Raw genomic sequence first — 579 nt, 5'->3', positions numbered from 1 at the left:
GCATACCAGCCGGCCGCCGCAACAATGAGCAGGCCGCCGATGCTGCTGCGGCCGACGACGAGCATCGTCGCGCCGAACACCCCCAACAGCGCAGGTCCGAGTGTTCTAAGACTGTCCGCCATCCTGGCGGCATCGGCGCGCACGAAGATTGTCGCGACGCCGAAAAGCACCAGAAGCAAAGCCGCCAATGCGATGATCACGCCCATCGGTTTGCACCGCCATGCAGATGTTTGTGCATGGAAATCAAGATGTGGCGCAGGTGCGGCTCTTGCAAGTCCCACACCGATCCAGCCGAGGGGCCAGCGACGGAAACGACTGGTTTAACTTGGATTAAAGCAGCCCCAGTTCGGCGAGTTCCAGCCGCAATTTCGGCGGCATCTCGGCCAATGCAGCCTTGCCCCTGCCGAGATCGACCGGGGCATCGGAAGGTTTGAGATAACGCCAGCCCTGGAAGGCACGGCGAGGCTGCCAGTCGGTGCGCACCACCTCGGGATCGAGCACCAGATGGCAGCGGCCGATGCCTTCGTCGTCGACAAAGGGCCGGATCTCGGTGATCAACTGCCGGCACTGCACATTGCC

The 579-nt window shown here is 62.7% G+C and carries 1 protein-coding gene and 1 pseudogene; both read right to left on the bottom strand.

Annotation, left to right across the window (positions count from 1 at the left end):
* Nucleotides 1–206, bottom strand: a pseudogene (locus tag EOA29_RS39345) (molecular chaperone DnaJ); the annotation flags it as partial.
* A gap of 124 nt (nt 207–330) precedes the next feature.
* Nucleotides 331–579: DUF1489 family protein (locus tag EOA29_RS39340; RefSeq protein ID WP_127222562.1), on the bottom strand; the 249-nt coding region annotated here is incomplete at its 5' end.

The sequence above is a fragment of the Mesorhizobium sp. M1E.F.Ca.ET.063.01.1.1 genome (assembly GCF_003998155.1).
Lineage (GTDB): Bacteria > Pseudomonadota > Alphaproteobacteria > Rhizobiales > Rhizobiaceae > Mesorhizobium.
Note: the sequence above shows the minus strand (reverse complement) of the source record. Positions and strands in the feature narration are given on the sequence as shown.